The sequence below is a fragment of the Lentilactobacillus diolivorans DSM 14421 genome, assembly GCF_001434255.1.
Lineage (GTDB): Bacteria > Bacillota > Bacilli > Lactobacillales > Lactobacillaceae > Lentilactobacillus > Lentilactobacillus diolivorans.
In genome coordinates, this window is the sequence record NZ_AZEY01000020.1 from 183252 (window position 1) to 200600 (window position 17349).

The 17349-nt window shown below is 42.1% G+C and carries 15 protein-coding genes and 1 pseudogene; 1 reads left to right on the forward strand and 15 read right to left on the reverse strand.

Going from position 1 to position 17349, the window contains the following annotated elements; all coding sequences use genetic code 11:
* Nucleotides 1-4: 4 nt before the first annotated feature.
* The 13 genes from FC85_RS02260 to FC85_RS02320 all read right to left on the reverse strand — a co-directional run bounded on the left by FC85_RS02260 (nt 5) and on the right by FC85_RS02320 (nt 13431).
* Nucleotides 5-1636, reverse strand: a complete 1632-nt coding sequence (locus FC85_RS02260; RefSeq protein ID WP_057863944.1) for a peptide ABC transporter substrate-binding protein — start codon at nt 1634-1636, stop codon at nt 5-7.
* Nucleotides 1637-1977: 341 nt separating this feature from the next.
* Complete coding sequence (locus FC85_RS02265; RefSeq protein WP_057863945.1) at nt 1978-2607, reverse strand: HAD family hydrolase; 630 nt, start codon at nt 2605-2607, stop codon at nt 1978-1980.
* Between the two features lie 18 nt (nt 2608-2625).
* Nucleotides 2626-3453 carry an ATP-dependent sacrificial sulfur transferase LarE gene (gene larE / locus FC85_RS02270; RefSeq protein ID WP_083484883.1) on the reverse strand — a complete coding sequence of 276 codons (828 nt, stop codon included), beginning with the start codon at nt 3451-3453 and terminating at the stop codon, nt 2626-2628.
* A gap of 68 nt (nt 3454-3521) precedes the next feature.
* Entirely contained in the window at nt 3522-4760 is a 1239-nt protein-coding gene (larC, locus tag FC85_RS15360; protein ID WP_083484873.1) for a nickel pincer cofactor biosynthesis protein LarC, read from the reverse strand.
* Between the two features lie 53 nt (nt 4761-4813).
* On the reverse strand, nt 4814-5563 hold the full coding sequence (gene larB, locus FC85_RS02280; protein ID WP_057863947.1) for a nickel pincer cofactor biosynthesis protein LarB: 750 nt from the start codon (nt 5561-5563) through the stop codon (nt 4814-4816).
* A complete protein-coding gene (locus tag FC85_RS02285; RefSeq protein WP_057863948.1) occupies nt 5550-6827 on the reverse strand; it encodes a lactate racemase domain-containing protein in 1278 nt (425 codons plus the stop codon). Before FC85_RS02285 ends, larB begins: the two co-directional genes overlap by 14 nt.
* 61 nt (nt 6828-6888) lie before the next feature.
* Nucleotides 6889-7779 (reverse strand): triphosphoribosyl-dephospho-CoA synthase CitG, encoded by an 891-nt coding sequence (gene citG, locus FC85_RS02290; protein ID WP_057863949.1) that lies wholly within the window; start codon nt 7777-7779, stop codon nt 6889-6891.
* Nucleotides 7769-8341, reverse strand: a complete 573-nt coding sequence (gene citX, locus FC85_RS02295) for a citrate lyase holo-[acyl-carrier protein] synthase (protein WP_083484875.1) — start codon at nt 8339-8341, stop codon at nt 7769-7771. Before citX ends, citG begins: the two co-directional genes overlap by 11 nt.
* Before the next feature lie 106 nt (nt 8342-8447).
* Nucleotides 8448-9986: a citrate lyase subunit alpha gene (gene citF / locus FC85_RS02300; protein WP_057863950.1), complete on the reverse strand. Its 1539-nt coding sequence runs from the start codon at nt 9984-9986 to the stop codon at nt 8448-8450.
* Nucleotides 9976-10890: a citrate (pro-3S)-lyase subunit beta gene (gene citE / locus FC85_RS02305; RefSeq protein WP_057863951.1), complete on the reverse strand. Its 915-nt coding sequence runs from the start codon at nt 10888-10890 to the stop codon at nt 9976-9978. The genes citF and citE overlap by 11 nt, the downstream gene beginning before the upstream one ends.
* A 2-nt stretch (nt 10891-10892) precedes the next feature.
* Nucleotides 10893-11186 carry a citrate lyase acyl carrier protein gene (gene citD, locus FC85_RS02310; protein WP_057863952.1) on the reverse strand — a complete coding sequence of 98 codons (294 nt, stop codon included), beginning with the start codon at nt 11184-11186 and terminating at the stop codon, nt 10893-10895.
* Nucleotides 11176-12234, reverse strand: a complete 1059-nt coding sequence (gene citC / locus FC85_RS02315; RefSeq protein WP_057863953.1) for a [citrate (pro-3S)-lyase] ligase — start codon at nt 12232-12234, stop codon at nt 11176-11178. Before citC ends, citD begins: the two co-directional genes overlap by 11 nt.
* A gap of 18 nt (nt 12235-12252) precedes the next feature.
* Nucleotides 12253-13431: an NAD(P)-dependent malic enzyme gene (locus FC85_RS02320; protein ID WP_057863954.1), complete on the reverse strand. Its 1179-nt coding sequence runs from the start codon at nt 13429-13431 to the stop codon at nt 12253-12255.
* 495 nt (nt 13432-13926) lie between these two features.
* On the opposite strand from FC85_RS02320, the gene FC85_RS02325 reads away from it, so the two are divergent.
* Nucleotides 13927-14892 carry a sugar-binding transcriptional regulator gene (locus FC85_RS02325; RefSeq protein ID WP_057863955.1) on the forward strand — a complete coding sequence of 322 codons (966 nt, stop codon included), beginning with the start codon at nt 13927-13929 and terminating at the stop codon, nt 14890-14892.
* 55 nt (nt 14893-14947) lie between these two features.
* Here the strand turns inward: FC85_RS02325 and FC85_RS02330 are convergent, their stop codons facing one another.
* Together FC85_RS02330 and FC85_RS02335 are read right to left on the reverse strand one after the other, a co-directional pair.
* Nucleotides 14948-15748 carry an alpha/beta fold hydrolase gene (locus tag FC85_RS02330; RefSeq protein WP_057863956.1) on the reverse strand — a complete coding sequence of 267 codons (801 nt, stop codon included), beginning with the start codon at nt 15746-15748 and terminating at the stop codon, nt 14948-14950.
* A 167-nt stretch (nt 15749-15915) separates the two neighbouring features.
* A pseudogene (locus tag FC85_RS02335) lies at nt 15916-17336 on the reverse strand (DASS family sodium-coupled anion symporter).
* Nucleotides 17337-17349 lie beyond the last annotated feature (13 nt).

Consider the following 17349-nt stretch of genomic DNA (forward strand, 5'->3'; position numbering starts at 1 on the left):
CAAACTATTTAGATACTTTGTAGGCATTCTTTAATGAAATGCCAGAAGCAGCAGCGTATGAAACACCTTTCAACTCTGGATTATTTAATCGCGCCATTTGGCCTTGATTAACAGCTAAAATAGCCTGGTCCTTCATGGCAATTAATTCAGCCTTCTGAAAATCCTGATACCGTTTTTTAGCATTTAACGAATCGACACCGTTAGCACGATCGTAATAGGTATCATACTGCTTATTACTATAATTGCCGGCATTATTAGCATTGCCAGTATTTAACAATTGGAAAAACTCATTAAGCTCTGGATACGACGCAATCCAATTGGTGAAACCCAAGTCGTAGCCTTTCTTACTTTGCATCTTGGTAATCGCCTGAACTTTGGGTTCAACGTTAATATGAATCGACAACCCCTTCAAGTTCTTTTCAGCTGAAGATTGAATAAATTCAGCCGAATTTCGGAAAGAATCAACATCGTAGCAAACAAGGTTCAAAGACAGCTTTTTTAGATATAGCTGGGATAAACCCTTTTGCCAGAGTTTTTTCGCCAACTGGGGATTATAAGCAACTGCGGTTTGAGACTTGGTGTCGCTCGCAAAGTCTTTACCATTTGCCGGATTTTGGGAAATTTCTTCAGGCACCAGTCCGGTTGGGGCTTTTGAACCATTTTTCAAAACATTATTAACTAAGCTTTGACGATTAATCGTTAACGAAATTGCCCGACGAATATTAAGATTTCTTAACGCTCGGTTCCGAAAGTTATAGGCAATATAATCGGTTTCACCATGTGAGTAGCTAATATATCCCTTGTTATTTTTCTCATGGGCGGCTTGTTGGCCTGCTAAAGTGATGTTATCAAGTTTACCAGATTGATAAAGTGACAGTGCAGTCTGAGGACTCTTAACCGTTGAAAACTGCACTGTTCTTAATTTCACGGCCTTTTTATCCCAATAGTTCGGATTCCGTTTTAAGGTCCAGTTACTAACGGAGGGTGACCAACCCCTCACAATAAATGGCCCATCATAAACGGTTTTATCAGCGGCCGTTCCATATGCCTTGCCATATTTTTGAACAACCTTGGGATTCTGGGGTAAAAATGGCACTGACGCACACAAATATTTAAAATACGGCGTCACTCGTGCGAGTTCAACCCGAAACGTTGTCGCGTTTATTGCTGTTACCCCGAGCTTAGTTGGTGATAATTTTCCTTTTTCAATCGCTGCCGCATTCTTAATCGGCAAATACATATATGAATCAGGTGCTTTGGTTGCTGGGGTCACTGTTCGCCGCCAAGCGTAAACAAAATCATTAGCAGTTAATGGATCGCCGTTACTCCACTTTAAGTTTTTCCTCAAATGAAAGGTATAGACAGTCCCGTTTTGTGTTGGCTTAACAATCTTAGTGGCTAAACCAGGTTCGACCGTTGTACTGTTTTTCATTCGATACAATCCCTCTTGAGAATTATTAACCGTTTCTAACGCACCAACATCGGTAATCATTGACGAATCAAGTGATTCAATATCAGCCGGCTCCATCACACTTGCCTTTTGTGAAGATGATTGATTTTTTGAAGCATTACCACAACCCGTTAATCCAATCCCACTCATTAAGATTAACCAGCCAACAATCCATTTCATTTGCATGTTAAATTCCCCTCCTATGACGATAAAAAAGCCCTCCCAAAGAAAATCATTTCTTTGAGAGGGCGACATTTCGCTGTTCCACCTCTGATTTACAACAGCCTCACGACAATTGCCTCAGTAAGTTTAATAAACTTAAAACATTAACGATGTTTTATCCGGATCAATCTAATAAAAACCTGCCTTTCAATTGATCTGCTATTAGCTGTGTTTCGACTCTGCTCATTCTTTCAGCATTTGAATGATCTCTGATAATTAGAATCTACTTAGACTAATCTCGGCATTTTTTAATTTAAATATAACTTACAGGCTTATATCGACTTTGTCAAGGATATTAAAAAGCCTTATTTCGATAATGCAACGTCAATCACGTCTTTGGGATGATAAAAATGATAGTTGGGCCGTAAAAAGGGTACTTCGGAATTTCCCCATAAGGCAGCTCCGAAATCAACGTTAGCTGCTTTAGCAGCCACTTCATCATTACCGGCATCCCCAACATACAATGACTCCTGCGGTTGAACACTTAATTGATCTAACGCAAATTGGAGTGGCCTGGGATCCGGTTTGGGATATGGCACTTGATCTGCAGTGACGATAATCGCCATTCGATTTAAAAAAACATTGGGATCAAGATTGGTAATATCCGCATCTAGACGTGACGTCACCACTCCCACCTGAATTCGATACCTTCGCAACTGATCCAGCATGTCGATAATTCCAGGAAATAATGGTTCACGATGATTGGCACGTTTCGTTTCTCGATCATAGGCGGCCAGCAATCCGCTTTTTTGATTGACGGGAATCTTTAAAGCCGCCATTTCATCATCAATACTCATCGAAAATGTTTCACGTAAGGCTGCAACTGTCGCCGATTGATGAAACGCTGGCAAGATGGCCTGCATTGTTTGTCGATAAGCTGCAAAACTATCAACCAATGTCCCATCAATGTCAAAAAGGACGAGCTGATAAGCCACCAGTAATTCCCCCCTGCTCTAAAATTTTGCTAACTGCTCATGTGATAACTGCTCATTCATATGTCCACTGACAAAACCGCCCAAGTCCATTGCCACAAAGCCATAGCCGTATTGCTTAAGTTGATGATTAATCTGTTCTCGTTGATTAATCAAGGCCTCGATATCGGATTGAGGCACTTCGATTCTGGCAACATCACCATGATTGCGAACTCGGACAGTTGAAAATCCAAGGTTGCGCAGATATTTCTCCGAAAGCATCACTCGGTTAATCAATGCCTCAGTTAATGTCGTGCCATACGGAAATCGTGACGCCACACTACATGAGGGAACTTTAGACCAATTTTCCAGATGGGATTGCTGCGCCAAATGACGAACATCCGATTTATAGAATTTTGCCATTTCAAGTGGACTCTTAGCACCCGCTTCATCACGAGCCCGCAATCCGGGTCGGTAGTCGTTCAAGTCATCCATGATCATGCCATCAATCACAAACCGATACCCCAACTGGTCTTTAATTTGAGTTAATTGATTATAAAATAACTTTTTCGCATAATACCAACTATCGGGCGTATTATGTGCAACGTGTTCCTCGCTTAAATAATCAATTTCAATTGTCCGAATCGTTGCCCCCAGTTGGTTTGCCAAATGAATGGCTTTTTCGAACTCATCATCGCTAAACAAAATTGAGTTGGCAATCACTGCCAGCACATTATCCTTACCCAATGTTTTAATCGCCGTATCCAGAACTACAGTACTGTCGATACCACCAGAAAAAGCAACCACTACCTTGCCCATTTTTCTTAATTCATTTTCAAGTTGAACGTGCTTGCTGTCAATTTTTGTCATAACCATTATAATCTGCTTCCCTTCATTTACTTGTTTGGAGACGATAACTAATCTGTTTACAAATCAGTTTAACTAATTTTGGTATCAATTAGTGCCTGCAGCCTTGTTTGAATATAATCAAAAGTTTCCCCACTTTGCATGGCAAAATGGGCAACATCGTCGTATTCAGGGGTCGCTTTAACCATGCCATTAAATTGGGCAATTTTTAAATGAACATCGCCATAATCGGTTGGTAAAACAATTTCCTTACGCTGCATAATGGTGCGTTTGACAATCTGATAACGAACTCCCTTTGTCGCCGTATTCTTTAAAATCAACTGGGTAAACTTCGTGACTTGATTAGCTGATGCAATTACCGTTAACAGTTGGCCGGGTCGACCTTTTTTCATTTGAATCGGCGTCAAGAAGACATCCAGTGCGCCGGCTTCAAACAGTCGCTTTGCGGCGTACCCTAAACTCTCACCGGTTTGATTATCCAGATTTGCTTTAAGGACAGCCACTTGATCATGGGTAGTCGCTATGGTGCGCCTACTCGCCGATCGATCAAGAATCATGGCCCGCAGCGCATTAAATCCACCCGTATCCCGTTTACCAAATCCGTAGCCAACTTTTTCAACCGCTTCAGTTTCACTAATTGTGCCAAACGAATCCACCAGAACCTTAATAATCCCCATTCCGGTCGGCGTAATCAATTCGGTATGGACATCGGTTCGTTGCTTAATCGGAATACTTGTTCCAACCCGCATTTGCATCACAGCGGGAACAGGGACCGGCATCTGTCCGTGAGCAACGTTAATAAAACCACTGCCGTCACTAATTGTTGAACATTTAATATGATCAACATGTAACAAGTCGAGCGCAATACAACTTCCTACGATGTCAACAATTGAATCTAAAGCCCCGACTTCATGGAAATGAACCTCGTTTAACGGGACTTGGTGAACTTGCGACTCAGCCTTGCCAATCTCAGTAAAAATGCCACTTGCTTGGCGCTTAATCTTTTCAGACAAGTCACTATTTTTGATAATGGTTAAAATCTCTGTTAGATGTCGGGCACCGCCATGGTGATGATCGTGGTGATGTTCGACGAAACCGGTATCCTTGCTGCCATGGTCAAGGACAACATCAAAGTCGGTGCCATATATGGCATTCTTAGGTTTCTTTTGCGCGGATAGTGAATAACCCGTTAGGTGAAGTTTCTGTAATTCAGCCTTAAGGTCTTCAATCTTGACCCCCAAGTCTAAAAGGACGCCAATCATCATATCACCACTAATTCCGGAAAAAGCATCTAAATATAACGTTCGCATTGACTGACCATCTCCTCAATAAATTCGATCATAATCACTGATTGCACAACCCGCTAATTATTTCGATTGATCACACTTGCGCAATATGCTGCGCCAAATCCGTTGTCAATATTGACAACACTGACACCTTCCGCACAACTATTTAACATGGTCAGTAAAGCACTGACACCATGAAAATTACTGCCATAACCAATACTCGTGGGTAATGCAATCACCGATTGGCTAACCAAACCACCAACAACACTTGCCAAGGCGCCATCCATTCCGGCCGCGAGGATAATGACGTTGGCCTGGCGAATCACATCTAATTTCGCAAATAAGCGTTGAATCCCGGCAACCCCGACGTCAAAAACCCGTTCAACCCGGTTACCAAATACTTCTGCTGTCACGGCAGCTTCTTCAGCCACTGGAATATCAGATGTCCCTGCTGTGACAATCGCAATCGAACCTCGAGTGATCGGCTTGGGCATTTGACCGACAACCAGACATTTGGCTTCCTCAAAATAATGAACTGCGGGGATGGCTTTAACAATCTTTGCCGCCTTACTTTTTCCAATTCGCGTACACAACACACACGGTTCTTGTTCCTTAAGAACATTGATGATGCCAACAATTTGATTGGCGCTTTTACCTGATCCAAAAATAGTCTCAGGATAACCGGTTCGTTGGGTTCGACCTAAATCAACATCCGCGAAACCAATATTTTGCGCCTGATTCTGACCAAGTTGTTTGGTTGCTTCTTTCACTGATAAAGTGCCATCCGCAACCGCTTCCAAAATTTTCGTAATATCAGGCTTTTTCATCACTTACCTCCGAAGCCAACTCAGGAACCGTCATCGAACCGGCAGGTAGGACAATCACCGATGCATTTGACCCTTTTTGTTGAACGGCATCACTGAACGCTAATCGGAGATCATGATAAGGTTTGAAATGAACATTTTTCATTTGTTCATCACTCAGGTCAGTAACCGCCCAAGTTGAGGCCCAGGTATCAATTTGAGCCATTTTGGCAGCTTTATGAAATCCCAGCTTCCAACTATGCTTAATTTTATTTAAAACCTGTTCAGGTTCTTTTTCTGAACTCAGCAGATCATAAAATGGCTTGGGACCAATCCCGGTCCGACATTTGGCAACCAAAATTTCAATACCGCCCTTATTCAATGCTAATTTGCCGTTATCAAGCGCCTTTTGTGATTGGTAAAGGTCGACATCCATTGGGTATGGTGCTACTGAAATCACAATATCGGCTTTTTGCGGAATCTTAACCCCGTAAACTTCCTTAGCGTTATCAATTCCGGCGTAAAATGATTTGCTTAAATCCCCTGCTGTAACAGCGTAAATATCATGATGACTGTCGAGCACCATTTCAATTGCAAAAATATCGATTTTATTTAGGACTTGCATCGCATCCATCATATCTTCATGAACCGGATTTCCCTTTAATTTTAATGCCCGAGCCGAATCTTGCAGTGCCAGGTAATGGTTTTCTGAGATCGTTTCATACGACGCAACTCCCGGTAAAAATGACTTGCGCCCACCCGTATAGCCAGCAAAATAATGGGGCTCAATCGAACTAATTGGGACAACTTTGTGGGCATCAGCGACAATTTTATTGATATACATTTTGGTGCCGTTCGATGAGTCACCGAGATACGCCATTGGATCGTGGCGGCTGTCATGGCAGTGCAGCCGGTGTTTGGCAACTAAATCTTCATAAATATCATCGCCAAAAATGAAGCGATACTCACTGTCAGTCGGCTCCCGATGAACGCCGGTTGCTACAATAAAGAAAATGTTCTTATCTTTAATCTTTGGATAAATATGTTTTAAAACTTTGGCTGTTGGCGTTGGGCGAGTCCCATCATTTACAATGAAAACGACCTGTTCATCCGTGTCCATGAATTGATCAAAACTTTCATTATCAAAGGGATGATTCAATGCTGAATCAATCGCATCATCCCCATTAACAGCTTTGACCTTATTTGGATTAAAAACCCCAACTAACTGATTATCAGCAACATCGATGTGGAAACTATCACTTTGACCATAAGGAACTGTTACTTTCAATTTGAAGATCTCCTCTCAAGTAAGTAGACGGTGCCAGCAAAATAAAATGCTTAGTCTCATTTTACACAATATTATGAGTACTGTTCACAGTATTTTCCTTAATTCCTAAGAAAATGGTTAATATTAACAAATCAGCTGACCCACCAAGACTTAAGTGCTGCTGTTTAAAGGTTTGATTAAGCGCCAGCAGTTTTTGGTAACCATCAATCGTTTGACTACCGCCTAAGTCGAAATACCGTTGAACCTGCCTTCGAACCTGGTTTAAAATATTGGGATCTCCGGAACGTTTAATGAGATTGGAGTCATCGGCAAATTGAACAATTTTTAGCAGAGTATCCAACAATCGTTGATTAATCGATCCGCTTCGTTCTTTTAAAAATGGATAGGCATGTTCAAAAACAGTTGGAAAGCCGGCAGCAGCTTCACCCCGAATACCAAGAAAACCATATTTGATAAATTGTCTCTCCCCGGCCGTTAAATGATGTGAACTCGTTAAACCACTTCGATTAAAATCATGATCAATCAAATTAGCCAACATTTTCTGAATCAATTTAGAAAGAGCGCTCAGTCTCGATCCGCCCTGTTTGAGTTGATAAGCTGTTGCTGTTAATAAAATCCCCAGTGAAAAGATCGCCCCCTTATGGGTATTGACCCCGCTAGTCGCCTTAAACATCACTCTTTCAGCCTCAATTCCTGCTGGACGAATCGCATCAAATAACTTGGTTAAATCAACGTCGTTGAACTGAAGAGCTGCCGCCACGCATTGCTCAAAATAAGGCCGTAAGCTTAGTACGCTATCAATAAACATGAACACGTTCATATCGGGATGAGTGCCATTATCAATCGGGTCAACCAATCCCGGCTTCGGATTTACCGACACTTCATAAAGCATTGATTCGAGAGCCATCGAAACAAGATGTTGTTGACAAACAACTGTCAATTTATTTGGCATTGGCGTCATTCACCTCATTATTAGTTGAAAATTCTTTGTCAAATTGCTGTTGAATAAACGTCTGAAGTGTTGTAACCGAATGCCGTCGAGATCTGGCACAGACCTTTGCAGGCCGCCCACAAATAAAACAGCGTCGGGCTGGAAAATTAAAATCAGAGCGGGAAATGGCAATTGGATTGCCATTACCAAAAACATCCACGTCAAACAAACGGCCAATTCGATCGTGATCCTCAAAATCGACCGCCCATTTTTTAACCATCGTCGGGTCGCCGTTAACAATCAGAAATGCCTCATTACCAGTTGATTTTTGCCACTTGGCAACTAGTTCGACTGTCGTAAAGTGACATTGTAATTCAGTTACGAGCCGGGTAAATCCCCGATCAAATAATTTAAGTAGTGCTGAATTATTTTTAATCGGTCCCGGAACATTTAACTTAATCGCCAAAATCGCTTGATCTGGATAATCGGATAGTAATTTTCGCTGGAAGGCAGCCCGTTCGTCCTTAGAATTTAAGATTGCAGCAATGTCTTGCTTTTCTCCGGTTGTAAATACTGAATTCATGAATTTCCTCCTCGTATTCGACAAAAGTAACCTGAATTGTTCTATGTATTAAAAAGGGCCGGGATTATTTTCCCAACCCCTTTTGTTTGATGCCAGTTATGGATAATTAGTCTTTAACTTCATGAATGGCATCAATAATTGAACCATCCCGATATTCAACAAGTGCAACGGTTCGATCAGTGAATTCCAATGGCTTTGGTTTACCAACTTTGGCTTCAGCCATCTTTTGCAATTCTTCAATGGTGTAAACCGGAACTCCAGGTAAATTGGCAAATGCCTCTTGGAGATCTTTTCGTCGTGGATTAATCGCAATCCCGTATTCGGTTACCAAAACATCGACTGAATCACCTGGCGTTACATTAGTCGTTACCTTTGGCACAACCGTTGCGATTCGACCACGAACCAAAGGTGCTGAAATAATGGTCAGTTTGGCAGTTGCAGCATCTTGGTGACCACCAACAGCGCCACGAATGACCCCATCGGATCCGGTCATAACGTTGACATTGAAACCAGTATCAATCTCCAGTGCACTTAAAATTACAACATCCAATTGATCAACCATCGCACCCTTATTATCTGGATCCGCATACCAGGATGCGTCGATTTCCTGTTGATTGGGGTTGGTGTGCATTGACTCAGCGGCCCCCTTATCAAAGTCTTGAACATCCATAACCCGGGAAACGAGTCCCTCATCAAGAAGATCAGTGGTTGGCTTGGTAATGCCACCCAAAGCAAACGAAGCCTTAATTTTATTATCAATCATGGCCTGACGCAGATACCGGGTAACCGCTAAGGCCGCACCACCTGAACCAGTCTGGAATGAAAAGCCGTCTTTAAAGTATGGCGAATTAACAATCACGTCATTAACTGTTGAAGCGATCTTTAATTCTTTTGGATCTTTCGTAAATCGAGTTGCACCAGAACCAATCTTGTCAGGATCCCCAACTTTGTCGACTTTCACAACATAGTCAACCTGGGTCTGTTTAATTGAAGCTGGCGTATTGGGATAAGGCATGATGTTGTCAGTCAAGAGGACAACCCGATCAGCATATTGGGCATCCATTAACGCATATCCGAGTGATCCAAAGACAGCGTCACCCTGCATCCCGTTGGCATTTCCCAACTTGTCAGCATTCGGAACACCTAAGAAGGCAACGTCGATTTTAATATCACCATGCTCAATCGCCCGAGCCCGGTTACCATGGGACCGGAAAATAACCGGGTTCTTTAAGCCGCCGTGTGAAACAAAGTCACCTAATGAGCCACGCATTCCCGAACTTGTAATATTCGTAATGGTGCCCTTTTTAATGGCTTCAATCACCATATCATTCATCACACCAGTCAACGAGGAAGGTGCCAACGTGAGGTCCTTAATGCCCAAGTCAATGATAATTCGCATGACTTTATTGAATACAAAATCACCATTTCGGAAATGATGATGAAATGAAATTGTCATCCCATCCTTAACCGTTTTTTTAACGACATCTTCAATCGAATCAACGACCTTATCATTACCGGTGGTAACATGAACCTTTGGCGCTACCCGCTGAATGTCCGGATGGCCGATATCAGTTGTTTCAAAATCTTTATAGTTTAATTTTTTCATCAAATCATCTGGTAACTCACGGTTTACACTATTTTTCAATGTAATTTCCCTCCTCATCAAGTAAGTTGGATGCCTTGGCCAGCTTCATGACTCGTTGCGCCCGCATAACAACTGGTCGATCGACCATCTGACCATTCATTGAAATAACACCGGAACCCTTTCGACGAGCTTCTTCAATTGCGTTAATCACATTTTTGGCGTTTTCAATTTCTTTTTCAGTTGGTTCATAAACTTTGTTAACCATAGCAATTTGTCGTGGGTTAACTAATGACTTACCATCAAAACCAAGTTGGTGAATGTAACGCGTTTCACGATAAAAGCCTTCCGGATCGTCCATATTTGTAAAGACGGTATCAAAGGCAGCAATCCCAGCAGCTCTGGCAGCGTGAAGGACCATGTTGCGTGCAAATTCAAGCTCGGCACCATCTGGATAACGATGCGTCTTCATATCTGTCGTGTAATCTTCAGCAGAAAGGGCAATCCCAATCATTCGATCAGAAGCAGCGGCAATTTCTGGCGCATTCAAAACACCCTTGGCACTTTCAATTGCGGCCATCAAGTGAGTTGATCCTTCTTCTCGCCCGAATTGTTTTTCGGCAGCAAGGACATCTTTTTCAAGATCCTCGATCATCCCGGCATCCTCAGTCTTGGGCAGGCGAATGACGTCAACACCAGCCTTCACCATTGCCTTCACGTCATTAGCATAGTATGGCGTGTCAGAACCGTTAACCCGAACAACCAGCTCAGCATTGCCATAGTCCTGTGTCTGCAAGGCTTCATAGACCAAATCTCTGGCAGCATCCTTTTCTGCCATTGAAACGGCATCTTCCAAGTCAAACATGATTGAATCAGCGCCATAAATCCCGGCATCCTTAACCATTGCCGGGTTATTACCTGGCACAAACATCATTGTTCTTCTTAAACGTTCACCATTATCAGCCATTTTTACAATACCTCCCATGCTGGTTGATCAGCGGTCTTTAATGCCCGTTGTGCAACCGCAATTGTCCGAGCTTTAATGACACAGTCAAGGGCACCTTTATCCACGGCTTTCACCTTTGCATTGTCAATGTCAAACTTCTTCAAGGTTTCAGTAATGACTGATTCAATTTGATCCCCAAACTGTTTTTTTACATCCGATTCCAAATCAATTTGAATCCCGTCATTACCCTTTGAGAGCATGATTTGGATATCTGATGATTCTAAAGTACCTGCAACAGCAGTTTGCTTAATTTCCATCAATATTCATTCCTTTCTTAATTCGCGACTGAAGTATTCCCAAATGATCCTTAATAAATTGATAAGTTGAAGTTGGCAACGAATCCTTGACTTTAGTAACATCACCTTCTTGAATGGCCCTTCTAACATTAGTCGCAGTGATATATTGGCCAGACTCATTTTTATTTCGCTGAATTTCTTTAACATTAACTTTTGGCGGTAATTCCTTTAATAACGTTTGATTATAGATGTTGGTTGTTTTAGAAAGCGGCTCGGTTCCGACATAACGCGTCCCGATGTGAAGAGCCGGCGCAATTTGATCTCGAAAAATCCGCGCATCCATCATCGTTTGATACGTGACGTTATTCACATTGCTTGGCAGGAAGTAAGATGGAAAGGTCGCATAACTCACCATGTAGGCCCCACCATCAACGACCATCACATTTTGTAAGTCGGAAAGCCCCTCCTTCACTAGTTTAACTCTTTCTTGAGTGGTGAACAGAGAAGCATCTGTACTGACAACAAAAACATAAACCCAATCACTTTCTTTAGCCGCCGATTCAACTAAAAATCGATGACCATTCGTAAACGGATTGGCATTCATGACAATTCCAGCAATTTTTTGACGATCCGGCTGATCAATCTTAGGGAGCTCAGCTAAATAATCTGTTAGATTCGGACTGCCCGTTTCGAGGAATGCTGCCAGCTCAGTGTGGGCTAATTCCGTGAAGCCTAAATGTTGAAAGCTTTCAGAATACTTCAATTTGGTAAAAACCAGAATATGAAAGACCTGATCCTGATAAAGCCGGCTGGTAAGCGCATTAATAATCGCATTAAATCGACTCCCTTGCGTGACACCCTTATTGCAGACGCCAATGTATTTCAAGACATTCCCAGAAGCTGATCCGGTACCAACCAGCTGATCACCATCATACATACCGAGGGTAAAATCAATCGCGTCAACTTCTTTATCGCTGAAGTCGGCAATCCCCAGCGACTTCATGAACGTCATCCATTCAGCACGTTTTTTCTTATCATGTAAGTTTAGTTGAATAATCGATTCATACATCCAACAAACAACCTCCCATTAAACTAATTCGGGGTTCTGTTCCTGCTCACTGGCATACTTAATCAAAGCGGCACTGACCGTATCGACAACGCCTTTATCAAAGACACCTGGAATTATTTTTTCGGCAGTCGGTTTAGTAATCATCCCTGCCAGTGCATTCGCAACAACCGTCTGCAGTTCATAACCAACATGATTAATGCCGGCCGCAAGAAGTCCTCTAAACAATCCTGGAAAGACGAGGATGTTATTAACTTGGTTAGGATATTGACTTGAGCCAGTGGCAATAATTTTGGCACCAGCTTTTTTAGCATCCTCGGGATCAATCTCCGGATCTGGATTGGCAAGCGCAAAGATAATTGGCGAATCAGCCATCTTATTAACATCCGCAGTCGTCATCAAGTTGGCATCAGATAACCCAATGAAGGCATCCTGATTAGCGATCACATCGGTCAATTGCTTGTCTTTTAGATCAGCTGTCACATTTAGTTTAGCGGCCATGTCAGTTTGATAAGCATTGTAGCGATTATCATGAGCAGTGACAACGCCAAACTTATCGACTAAGGTTAAATTCTTAATGCCGGCTTCAAATAACAACTTGGCAGTGGCCAAACCAGAAGCCCCAACACCATTAATAACAACTTTCAATGAATTTAATGATTTCCCAGCTACTTTGGCGGCGTTAATCAAACCTGCCAAAACAACGATTGCCGTTCCTTCTTGATCATCATGGTAAACAGGGATATTAAGTTCATCTGAAAGCTTTTGCTCAATTTCAAAACATCGTGGCGCCGCAATATCTTCCAAATGAATTCCGGCAAACGAACCGGAAATATTTTTCACGGTCGAAACAAAATCGTCAACGGGAACTTGGGCAACCGACAATGGAATTGCATTGATTCCAGCTAAATCTTTGTACAAAAGCGCTTTGCCTTCAATAACCGGAAGACCACCCGCGGGGCCAATGTTGCCAAGGCCTAAAACGGCAGTCCCATCTGTGATTAAAGCAACCAATTTACCGCTCATAGTATACCGGTTCTTCAACTCAGGATGGTTGGCAATTAACTTTGAAAGAATTGCAACGCCAGGTGTGTAAGCTTTTCCCAAATCTTTGCGATCAGAAACGGATAGTTCGGATTGAATATCCAAAACACCCGTATGCAGTTCGTGAAGTCTTAAAATATCTTCTCTTTCATTCATATATTTTTTCTCCCTTTAATTCACCAAATTGACTGATGATTCATTTCAATTGAAACTACACTCATAGTTTACTGCATCTTTTTATATTTTTCAAATTACATGGGATATTTTTATATTTGTAAAAGAGTAGGTCGCATTAGTTGAATAATTTAAAGTGTGCTTTCATTTTTAAAAAGCTGTGCTATAATATATTCAATGATTTTAAGATGCCTCGTACCTGGTGAGCTAACCCGACTTAAGGCAACGTAACCCTTCCCGCAATATCGTCACGGATAATCGAGAGTGGGACGAAAGGCGGTTAACTTCCAGAGCGTAATCGGATTATCCGAATATTCCGGGCTTGAATGTTTGGATAATTCGGTTACGCGGCAGGAAGTTGCCTTTTGGCGCACGTTTTCTCTTGGTAATAATTGTGATTACACAAATGGGGCTGGGATCCTGGCAAAGTCGAGAGATACCCGTTACTCCCACACACAATAATGGAGGAAACAACCCATGAACGATGTTAAACATCAAGAATTTCTGGCAAATATTGCTCAAGATTTTTATATTTCAAAAATGACCGTAACTGAACTATCCCAAAAATACGATCTTAGCCGCTACCTGATTAATAAATCATTGGATGAAGCTTTATCATCCGGATTAGTTAAGATAAGTGTGGCAACACCAATTACCCGAAATCTCGAATTGGAAATGCGATTTAAGAAAGAATTTGGTATCCGAGACGCTTTCATTATCAAAGATTCCGACACGCCTAATGACAACAATGAAAATATTATCGAATATGCCGCTGAAGAAATTCAGAATCTAATTCGTAAAAGCCGAGTGGTGGGGCTCACATGGGGTGATACTGTTTTAAGCACTATTGCTCATTTTCAAACCCAGTTCAAGGATGATGTTGTCTTTACGCAATTTGTTGGTGATAACATGAAATACAATTCATTATCTGGTGCCACCCCCATTGTGGAAAAAGCGGCAACAAAGTTTGGTGCCCCATATCTAACCATGCCTGGACCACTTTATATCATGAATAATGATGCCCGAATTGCCTTGCAAAAGGAACCTGCGCTATTCCCGGCATTTAATACCGCATCTCGAATGGATCTTTTATTTACCGGAATCGGAACCTTATCATCCGTCGATACCATTCCGGTTTGGAAACAACATCAGGCTGAGATCTTTAAAGGTGTTGACCTTGAGCAAGTTGCCGGGATGCTCTATGGCCGACCATATGATATTAATGGCAACATTCTTAACATGACCGATGACAAGACATTTGGTATTTCGGTGGACAATATTATGACCACCACCCATCGAATCGGAATTGTTAAAAGTAAGTTCAAAGCGCGAGCACTATTAGGTGCTCTTCGTGGCCAATTGCTTACAGAGGTCGTCACAAATGAAGCCGTTGCCAACCGAGTGCTACTCGAAGAAAACGAGAATCCTGTCATCGCCCAGTAATCATTGTTGGTTATTAAATCATGCTGCAGATTCTTAGCCGCGTAGGCTGTAAGCATTACCGAGCTGGCGGGAGATGATTCTGTTTTAAGAATTTCAAAGCCAACTTTAAAAAATCGACTGGTTGTTCGGCCATGACCAAGTGACCGGCATTGGCAATTATCTTAGCCGATGCCCGTTTGGCAATTTTGGCAGTGGTTGCCGCAAAATTCGGATCAAAATAAGGTGACTGTTCACCTGCTACAATCAATAAAGGTCGGTTCAGTTCTAAAATGATATCCCGCCAATCCTGAAATGCATGATCCACTAATAATGGATAGTTAATTTCCGGGTTGTAGGGATATTTTTTTGCAGCAGCTTTCATATCCGCAAACACATCATCGTTAATTTTATGAACAGCTGCCTTGCCAAACGGAAATTTGAGATAATCCGGAAAGCTCGACCAATCCAGAGACTTGAATCCGAATTGCCAAGTCTCATCACTAATCATTTTAGGGCTTTGATCAATGTCAATAATGGTCAAAAAACGGTCATCGCCAAACAATGAGATGTAGGCAAACAGAGTTGCGGCCCCCATTGAATTGCCAATTCCGATTACTTTGTCGATAGCTAGTGAATCAAGCAGCTCTTTAATATCGATAGCATGACGACTCATCCGGCGGCCCCTAATGGTATGCTCAGAGGCTCCCTGATTTCTGGCATCAACATTAATGACTCGAAAATGATGACTCAATAGTGGTGAAATAATTGGTTCAAATACTTCTTTATAGCCACCAATCCCAGACAAAAGAAGAATGGTGGGGCCTTCACCTTGATCAGTGTAATCAAGTGCGACATGGTCACTAGTTGTAAATTTCATAAGTTCCCTTCTTACATTTTTATTTTCAGCGCAAGGCTAAACCAGCCAATTCTTGCAACAACAAAAGGCGATCAAAACAAAATTTTACTTTTGTCTCAATCCCCTTTCGTCTCGATAATGTTGTTTTATTTAATTTTACCGATCATAAAATGCTTATTGTCAAGCTGCTACCAGATGCCGATAACCTTCATCCAAAGGCCACCAATTCCAATCCAAACGACCAGGTAAAAGAGACCTAAAATGGCATTCATCTTCCACCAATCAGCTTGTTTGACATATCCGGAACCAAAGAGAACGGTTGCTGGACCATTAGCAAAATGAGTCGTTGAACCAAAGATTGCACCCGTGAATCCTAAAATAATGGCAGAAAGTAGTGCTGGTGCACCAGCTGAAATAGCAACTCCCAGCAAAGCTGAATACATTGCTGAAACGTGTGCCGTTCCACTAGCAAATAGATAGTGAGAATAGAAGTAGACAAGAACCAAAACTAGTAGCACCCAAATCCAGCTAACACCATTTAATGCACTTCCGATTGACTTTGATAACCAAGGGACAACGCCCAATGCGTTTAATTCATTAGCCATGAAAATCAAGATTGAAAACCAGAGAATTGTATTCCAAGCACCAGTTTCGTGAAGAATATCATTCATTGTTAGAACACCGGTAAGCAAGAGCAATCCGACAGCTAAGAAAGCAACTGTTGCGGCATCCAGACCGATGAAGCTGGATAAAATCCATAATACCAATGCTAAAACGAAGACGCTGGCCATGACTTTTCAGGATTAGAGGTTTTACCCATTTTTTCCAATTCTGAGTCAGCCCACTCTTTAGCGTTTGGGGTCTCCTTAATTTCTGGTGGATACATTTTATAAATCAACCAGGGAACAATAGCTAAACAAATAATTCCGGGAACTAAACCAGCTAAGAACCAAGTCATCCAAGGAATATTGACATGTAACGTCTTGGCAAGTGTTGCGGCAACCAGGTTGGGTGCCATGGCAGTCATAAACATTCCTGACGTAATAATGTCACCATGGAACTCTGAAAATACCAGGTATGCCCCCATCTTCCGTCGGCTCTCATCATCTGGTAATGATTTATATGTGTGCGCCAACGAATCGATGATGGGAAAAACAATCCCACCGGAACGAGCCGTATTACTTGGTGTCGCCGGTGCGGTAACCAAATCAACACCAATTAGCGAATAAGCTAATCCAAGCGTCCGTTTACCAAATAGCCGAATAAAGACTAATGCCACTCGTCGACCAAAACCGGTTTTGATGAAACCTCGTGACAAGAAGTAAGCCATTCCGATCATCCAGACAGTACTATTTCCAAATCCGGCAGTAGCAGTATCAATATCAACGATCCCCAACAATACGGTTACCGTCATTCCTAAAAGTGCCGTGGCACCAATTGGGAGTGGCTGGGTAATACAGCCAATGATCGTCGCAACAAAAATCGCTAACATATGCCAACCGGCAACTGGAATTCCAACCGGTTTAAATGGCGTTAACAACCAAATAGCCAAGCCGATGATAACCGGCCAAATAAATTTTGAATACTTTACTTTACTTAAATGCTGCATTTCGCATATCTCC